The sequence below is a fragment of the Lysobacter sp. Root983 genome (genome assembly GCF_001429345.1).
Classification (GTDB): domain Bacteria; phylum Pseudomonadota; class Gammaproteobacteria; order Xanthomonadales; family Xanthomonadaceae; genus Lysobacter.
Genome location: NZ_LMJO01000003.1, coordinates 52,950 through 61,139, shown reverse-complemented (window position 1 = coordinate 61,139; position 8,190 = coordinate 52,950). Strand labels below are relative to the sequence as shown.

General features: G+C 68.0%; 4 protein-coding genes. All 4 read left to right on the top strand.

The annotated features are described in order from the left end of the window. A partial coding sequence (locus ASE43_RS06915; protein WP_162258762.1) for a DUF11 domain-containing protein occupies nucleotides 1–396 on the top strand: 396 nt, incomplete at its 5' end. Next, complete coding sequence (locus ASE43_RS22110) at nucleotides 377–646, top strand: DUF11 domain-containing protein (RefSeq protein ID WP_057159988.1); 270 nt, start codon at nucleotides 377–379, stop codon at nucleotides 644–646. The genes ASE43_RS06915 and ASE43_RS22110, both read left to right, overlap by 20 nt. Then, complete coding sequence (locus tag ASE43_RS06905) at nucleotides 556–2,409, top strand: DUF11 domain-containing protein (RefSeq protein ID WP_082607154.1); 1,854 nt, start codon at nucleotides 556–558, stop codon at nucleotides 2,407–2,409. The genes ASE43_RS22110 and ASE43_RS06905 overlap by 91 nt, the downstream gene beginning before the upstream one ends. Further along, entirely contained in the window at nucleotides 2,349–2,714 is a 366-nt protein-coding gene (locus tag ASE43_RS06900; protein ID WP_082607153.1) for a DUF11 domain-containing protein, read from the top strand. Before ASE43_RS06905 ends, ASE43_RS06900 begins: the two co-directional genes overlap by 61 nt. Nucleotides 2,715–8,190 lie beyond the last annotated feature (5,476 nt).

Below are 8,190 nucleotides of genomic sequence, written 5' to 3'. Positions count from 1 at the left end.
GGTGCGTCGACCTCGTTGCTGATCACCGCAACGGTCAACGCCACCGGCACCTACGCCAACACCGCGACGGTCACCTCGACCACCAACGATCCGACGCCGGGCAACAACACCAGCACCTCGACGCCGACCCCGGTCGCGTCCGCCGACTTGGTCATGGCCAAGTCGGTCGATAATGCGACTCCGACGGTGGGTAACAACGTCGTGTTCACGCTGACGGTCACCAACAATGGTCCGTCCGCCGCGACGGCCGTCTCGGTCGCCGACCTGCTGCCGAGCGGCTACACCTACGACGGTCACCTCGACCACCAACGATCCGACGCCGGGCAACAACACCAGCACCTCGACGCCGACCCCGGTCGCGTCCGCCGACTTGGTCATGGCCAAGTCGGTCGATAATGCGACCCCGACGGTAGGTAACAACGTCGTGTTCACGCTGACGGTCACCAACAACGGCCCGTCGGCTGCGGCTGGCGTCTCGGTCGCCGACCTGCTGCCGAACGGCTACACCTACGTCTCCGACAACGGTGCGGGCGCTTACGTCTCCGGCACTGGCGTGTGGACGATCGGCAACCTGGCCAACGGTGCGTCGACCTCGTTGCTGATCACCGCAACGGTCAACGCCACCGGCACCTTACCTTCACCCTGACCGTCACCAACAACGGTCCGTCCAGCGCGGCCGCTGTGTCGGTCGCCGACCTGCTGCCGAACGGCTACACCTACGTCTCCGACAACGGYGCRGGYGCTTACGTCTCCGGCACTGGCGTGTGGACGATCGGCAACCTGGCCAACGGTGCGTCGACCTCGTTGCTGATCACCGCAACGGTCAACGCCACCGGCACCTACGCCAACACCGCGACGGTCACCTCGACCACCACCGACCCGACCCCGGGCAACAACACGTCGACCTCGACCCCGACCCCGGCGGCTTCGGCCGATCTGGCGATCGTCAAGGGCGTGTCGAACGCCAACCCGAATGTCGGCGACAGCGTCACCTTCACCCTGACCGTCACCAACAACGGTCCGTCCGCCGCCACCAGCGTGTCGGTGACCGACCTGCTGCCGGCCGGCTACACCTACGTGTCCGACGACAGCGCGGGCGCGTACGTGCCGGGCACCGGCGCCTGGACCATCGGCAACCTCGCCAACGGCGCCAGCGTCGCGCTGAACATCGTGGTCACCGTCAACGCCGCCGGCCCGTACGCGAACACCGCGACGGTGACCTCGGCCACCAACGATCCGACCCCGGGCAACAACACCAGCACCTCGACGCCGGGCCCGGTCCCGACCGCCGACCTCGCCATCGTCAAGGGCGTGTCGAATGCGAACCCGGTCGTGGGCACGAATGTCGTGTTCACGCTGACGGTCACCAACAACGGCCCGTCGCCGGCGGCGGCGGTGTCGGTCGCCGACCTGCTGCCGAACGGCTACACCTACGTCTCCGACAACGGTGCAGGCGCTTACGTGTCCGGCACCGGCGTGTGGACGATCGGCAACCTGGCCAACGGCGCCAACGCTTCGCTGCAGATCACCGCGACGGTCAACGCCACGGGTACCTACCTCAACACCGCGACCGTTTCGTCCACTACCAACGATCCGACCCCGAGCAACAACACCGGTACGGCCACGACCACGCCGGTCGCCTCGGCCGATCTGATCATGGCCAAGTCGGTCGATAACGCGACTCCGACGGTGGGCACCAACGTCGTGTTCACCCTGACGGTGACCAACAACGGTCCGTCGGCCTCGGCCGGCGTCTCGGTCGCCGACTTGCTGCCGAATGGCTACACCTATGTCTCCGATAACGGTGCGGGCGCTTACGTATCCGGCACCGGCGTGTGGACGATTGGCAACCTGGCCAACGGTGCGTCGACCTCGCTGCAGATCACCGCGACGGTCAACGCCACGGGCACGTATCTGAACTCGGCGACGGCAACCTCGACCACCAACGATCCGACCACGACCAACAACACCGGTACGGCCACGACCACGCCGGTCGCCTCGGCCGATCTGGTCATGGCCAAGTCGGTGGACAACGCGACCCCGACCGTCGGCACGAACGTCGTGTTCACGCTGACGGTGACCAACAACGGTCCGTCGGCCTCGGCCGGCGTCTCGGTCGCCGACCTGCTGCCGAGCGGCTACACCTATGTCTCCGATAACGGTGCGGGCGCTTATGTCTCCGGCACCGGCGTGTGGACGATTGGCAACCTGGCCAACGGTGCGTCGACCTCGCTGCAGATCACCGCGACGGTCAACGCCACGGGTACCTACGCCAACACCGCGACGGTGACCTCGACCACCAACGATCCGACCACGACCAACAACACCGGCCCTCGGCAGATCTGGTCATGGCCAAGTCGGTGGACAACGCGACTCCGACGGTGGGCACCAACGTGGTGTTCACCCTGACGGTGACCAACAACGGTCCGTCGGCTTCGGCCGGCGTCTCGGTCGCCGACCTGCTGCCGAATGGCTACACCTATGTCTCAGACAACGGTGCGGGCGCTTACGTGTCCGGCACCGGCGTGTGGACCATCGGCAGCCTGGCCAACGGCGCCAACGCTTCGCTGCAGATCACCGCGACGGTCAACGCCACGGGTACCTACGCCAACACCGCGACGGTGACCTCGACCACCAACGATCCGACCACGACCAACAACACCGGCCCGCGACGGTCAACGCCACGGGTACCTACGCCAACACCGCGACGGTGACCTCGACCACCAACGATCCGACCACGACCAACAACACCGGCACGGCCACCACGACCCCGGTCGCCTCGGCCGATCTGGTCATGGCCAAGTCGGTCGATAACGCGACTCCGACGGTGGGCACGAACGTGGTGTTCACCCTGACGGTGACCAACAACGGTCCGTCGGCCTCGGCCGGCGTCTCGGTCGCCGATCTGCTGCCGAACGGTTACACCTACGTCTCNCATCGCCCAGCGCCCGCTCAACGTGGTGTTCACCCTGACGGTGACCAACAACGGTCCGTCGGCCTCGGCCGGCGTCTCGGTCGCCGATCTGCTGCCGAACGGTTACACCTACGTCTCCGACAACGGTGCGGGTGCTTACGTGTCCGGCACCGGCGTGTGGACGATTGGCAGCCTGGCCAACGGCGCCAGCGCTTCGCTGCAGATCACCGCGACGGTCAACGCCACGGGCACCTACGCCAATACCGCGACGGTGACCTCGACCACCAACGATCCGACCACGACCAACAACACCGGCACGGCCACCACGACCCCGGTCGCCTCGGCAGATCTGGTCATGGCCAAGTCGGTGGACAACGCGACTCCGACGGTGGGCACCAACGTGGTGTTCACCCTGACGGTGACCAACAACGGTCCGTCGGCCTCGGCCGGCGTCTCGGTCGCCGATCTGCTGCCGAACGGTTACACCTACGTCTCCGACAACGGTGCGGGTNCAACGTGGTGTTCACCCTGACGGTGACCAACAACGGTCCGTCGGCCTCGGCCGGCGTCTCGGTCGCCGATCTGCTGCCGAACGGTTACACCTACGTCTCCGACAACGGTGCGGGCGCTTACGTGTCCGGCACCGGCGTGTGGACGATTGGCAGCCTGGCCAACGGCGCCAGCGCTTCGCTGCAGATCACCGCGACGGTCAATGCCACCGGCACGTATCTGAACTCGGCGACGGCAACCTCGACCACCAACGATCCGACTACGACCAACAACACCGGTACGGCCACGACGACCCCGGTGGCTTCGGCCGACCTGTCGATCGACAAGGACGACGCCGGCGCCTCGGTGGTACCGGGCAACAACGTGGTCTACACGATCACCGTCGCCAACGCCGGTCCTTCGGCGGCCACCTCGATCGTGGTCAGCGACGCGATTCCGGCCGGCCTGAGCTTCGTCAGCGCCAACGGCGCCGGCTGGGCCTGCGTGAACAACGCCGGCACCGTGGAATGCTCGCGTCCGACCCTGGCCGCGGGCGCCAATGCCGCGATCACTCTGACCCTGGCGGTGCCGTCCAACTACGGCGGCGCGTCCACGATCAGCAACACCGCCAGCGTCAGCAGCGCCACCACCGATCCGAACGGCGGCAACGACAGCGATACCGAAACCACGCCGGTTTCGATTTCGATCGACGCCGTCGACGACTCGGCCGCGGTCCTGCCGTTCGCAGGCGGCACCGTGCCGAACGTGACCCTCAACGACACCACCAACGGCGTCGCCGTCGCGATCGGCGTCAACGCCACCGCGCCGACCGTCGTCAGCAACGGCGGCCTGACCGGTCTGATCGCCAATCCGGACGGCAGCTTCACCGTGCCGGCTGGTTCGACGCCGGGCGCCTACACCGTCACCTACCGCATCTGCACGCTGCCGGCCACCTCGCCGGCCACCTGCGACGATGCCAGCGTGCCGGTCGTGGTCGGCCCGGATGCCGTGGACGACACCGCCACCACGCCGCAGAACACCACGCTCAACGCCACCGTCACCGGCGGCGACAGCGCACCGGTGGGCTCGGCCTACGCACTGGTGACCGGTACCAGCAACGGCACGCTGACCTTCAACGCCGACGGCAGCTACACCTACGTTCCGAATGCCAACTACAGCGGCCCGGACAGCTTCAGCTACCGTCTGTGCCTGCCGGCGCCGAACGGCTCGGTCTGCGATATCGCGACCGTGTCGATCACCGTCGGTGGCAATGCCGTCACCGCGCTCGACGACAGCGCCAGCACGCCGCAGAACACGCCGGTGGGCATCAACGTGATCGGTAACGACACCACCACCGGCGCGCCGCTCAATCCGGCCTCGGTCAGCATCGTCACGGCGCCGACCAACGGCAGCGTGACCTGCGACAGCGCGGGTCTGTGCACCTACACGCCGAACGCCGGCTTCAGCGGCAGCGACAGCTTCGTGTACCGCGTCTGCGACGTCTCGACGCCGACCCCGGTCTGCGCCAATGCGACCGCCACGGTGACCGTGGCGCAGGCGGTGATCGTGGCCAACGACGACGACTACAGCGGCACGCCGGTCAACGGCGCCACGGGCTCGGCCAACGTCGGCAACGCGCTGACCAACGACAGCCTCAACGGCGGCGCGGTCGATCTGGCCTTTGTGACCTTCACCGTCAACGACCCGAACACGGGCGATGGCGTCTCGGTCGCGGCCGACGGCACCGTCTCGGTCGCCCCGGGCACCCCGGCCGGCAGTTACGTGATTCCGTACCAGCTGTGCGAGACCGCGCGTCCGAGCAACTGCGACACGGCCTCGATCACCGTGGTGGTCGGCGCCGCGCCGATCGACGCGGTCGACGATCCGGTCGCCACCCCGGTCAACGGCAGCACCGGCGCGACCGCCGTGGTCAACGTGCTCGGCAACGACACCCTCAACGGTGGCGCGGCCACGACCAGCAACGTCACCTTGGCGCCGGTCACCAACGGCCCGCTGACGGTGAATGCCGACGGTACGGTCGATGTCGCGCCGAACACCCCGGCCGGCACTTACACCGTCACCTACCGGATCTGCGAAGTCCTCAACCCGAGCAACTGCGATACCGCCACGGTCACCGTGACGGTCAACGCTGCTCCGATCGACGCGGTCGACGACACCGTCGCCACGCCGATCAACGGCACCACGGGCGGCACCGGTGTGGTGAACGTGCTGGGCAACGACACCCTCAACGGTGGCGCGGCCACGACCGGCAACGTCACCCTGGCGCCGGTCACCAACGGCCCGCTCACGGTGAACGCCGACGGTACGGTAGACGTCGCGCCGAACACCCCGGCCGGTACCTACACCGCGACCTATCGGATCTGCGAAGTGCTCAACCCGAGCAACTGCGATACCGCCACGGTCACGGTCACGGTCAACGCCGCACCGATCGACGCGGTCGACGACACCCTCGCCACGCCGGTCAACGGCAGCACCGGCGGCACCGGCGTGATCAACGTGCTCGGTAACGACACGCTCAACGGCAGCACCCTGAACCCGGCCGACGTGAGCCTGACGCCGGTCACCAGCGGCCCGCTGACGGTGAACGCCAACGGTACGGTCGATGTCGCGCCGAACACCCCGGCCGGCACCTACACCGTCACCTACCGCATCTGCGAAGTGCTGAACCCGAGCAACTGCGATACGGCCGTGGTCACGGTCACCGTGGTCGCTCCCGCGATCACCGCCACCGACGATCTGGTCGGCGGAGGCCGCGGCGTCACCCCGCAGAACACGCCGATCATCACCAGCGTGCTGACCAACGACACGCTCAACGGCGCGCCGATCGATCCGGCCCTGGTCAACATCACCATCGCCAGCAACCCGGCGAACGGCACGGTCGTGGTCAACGGCGACGGCACCGTGACCTATACGCCCAACCCGAACTTCAGCGGCAACGACAGCTACACCTACACGATCTGCGAGAAGCTCAATCCGGCCAACTGCGCCACCGCCACCGTTTCGGTGCTGGTCCAGCCCAACCGGGTCGACGCCGTCGACGACGTGACCAGCACCGATCAGCAGGTGCCGGTGACGATCAGCGTCCTCACCAACGACAGCGTGCTCAGCGCGCCGCTGGATCCGGCCTCGGTCAGCGTGACCGTGGCGCCGACCAACGGCACGGTGAACTGCGTGGCGGGCGTGTGCACCTACACCCCGAACCAGTTCTTCGCCGGTACCGACAGCTTCACCTACCGCGTCTGCGACACCTCGGTGCCGACCCCGGTCTGCGACACCGCCGTGGTCACCATCACGGTGAACGCCAACGCCCCGGTGCTGCGCCTGACCAAGCAGGCGGCTCAGCGCTCGGTGAAGATCGGCGATCTGATCCGCTATACGGTGATCGCCGAGAACGTGGGCGACTCGCCGGCGCGCAACGCGACCCTGGTCGATACGCCGCCCGCGGGCTTCACCTACGTCGACGGCTCGCTCAGCGTGGACGACGAGGACGACGCCGCCAGCGTCGGCGGCACCAATCCGCTGCGCATCAACGGCATCGACGTGGCTATCGGTCAGCGCGCCACCATCGTCTACTTCCTGCGCGTCGACGCCGGCGTGGGCAAGGGCGTGCACACCAACAGCGTCACCGCGCTCGACGTCAACGGCACCTCGATCGGCAACGTCGCCACCGCCGATGTCGACATGGCCGGCGATCCGCTGCTGGAAGACAGCCTGATCATGGGTACGGTCTACGACGACCGCGACGGCGACGGCTGGCAGGATCCGGCCAAGGCCGGCGGCGTGCGCGTGCAGGGCGGCTTCGCCCCGGGGGCCTACGTCGCGGGTTCGACCACAGTCGATCGCGGCACCGGCCCGCAGCCGGAGCCCGACGCCAGCGCGCCGCTGCTGCACGGCATCGCGATCGGCGACATCGCCGGCCGCAGCTCCAGCGCCGACAGCGCCCAGCGCCGTCAGGTGGTGGTGCGCCAGACTCTGCGCTCGCTCGACTTCAGCGACGACTTCGTCCTGGCCACCGACGAGGGCAGCACCGTGCGCATGAACGCCGCCGGCCAGACCACGGTCGAACGCTCCCGCGGCGACGCGGCCAAGGGTCTGACCGCGCAGGACCTGCAGGTCACGCGCAAGGTCAGCCAGGTCGCCGACGGCTACGAGGTCTCTTACGTGATCCGCAACGAAGGCATCGACGAACGCGGTATCCCCGGCGTGCGCATCGCCTCGGTGGAAGGCCTGATCATGCAGACCGACGCCTACGGCCGTTACCACCTGGAGGGTATCTCGGGCGGCGACGCCGCACGCGGCCGCAACTTCATCCTCAAGGTCGACCAGGCCACGTTGCCGCCGGGCTCGGTGTTCACCACCGAAAACCCGCGCGTGCGCCGCGTGACCCAGGGCGTGCCGACCCGCTTCGACTTCGGCGTCAAGCTGCCCGCCGGCGAGATCCGCGGCGGCAGCAGCCAGACCGATGTCGAGCTGGGCGAGGTGATGTTCGAGGCCGGCAGCGACCAGGTGAAGAGCGATTACGCGCCGATGTTCGGCAAGATCGCCCAGCGCCTGCGCGATGCCGACGGCGGCAGCGTCACCATCACCGCTCAGGCTGAAGGCGAGGCGCTGGCGTTCGCCCGCGCCCATGCGGTGCAGGCGGCGCTGAGCAAGGAACTGGAACCGGACCTCGCCGAAAAGGTCCGCATCGACGTGGTCGCGGGCACCGACGCCACGGCGCTGGTCAGCCTGGACCAGGCGATCAAGCTCGGCGAGCTGCTGTTCGA

Bases quoted from the DNA above. Each gene is read 5' to 3' on its own strand.
- ASE43_RS22110 (WP_057159988.1), top strand. From the start codon at position 377: ATGGCCAAGTCGGTCGATAATGCGACCCCGACGGTAGGTAACAACGTC.
- ASE43_RS06900 (WP_082607153.1), top strand. From the start codon at position 2,349: ATGGCCAAGTCGGTGGACAACGCGACTCCGACGGTGGGCACCAACGTG.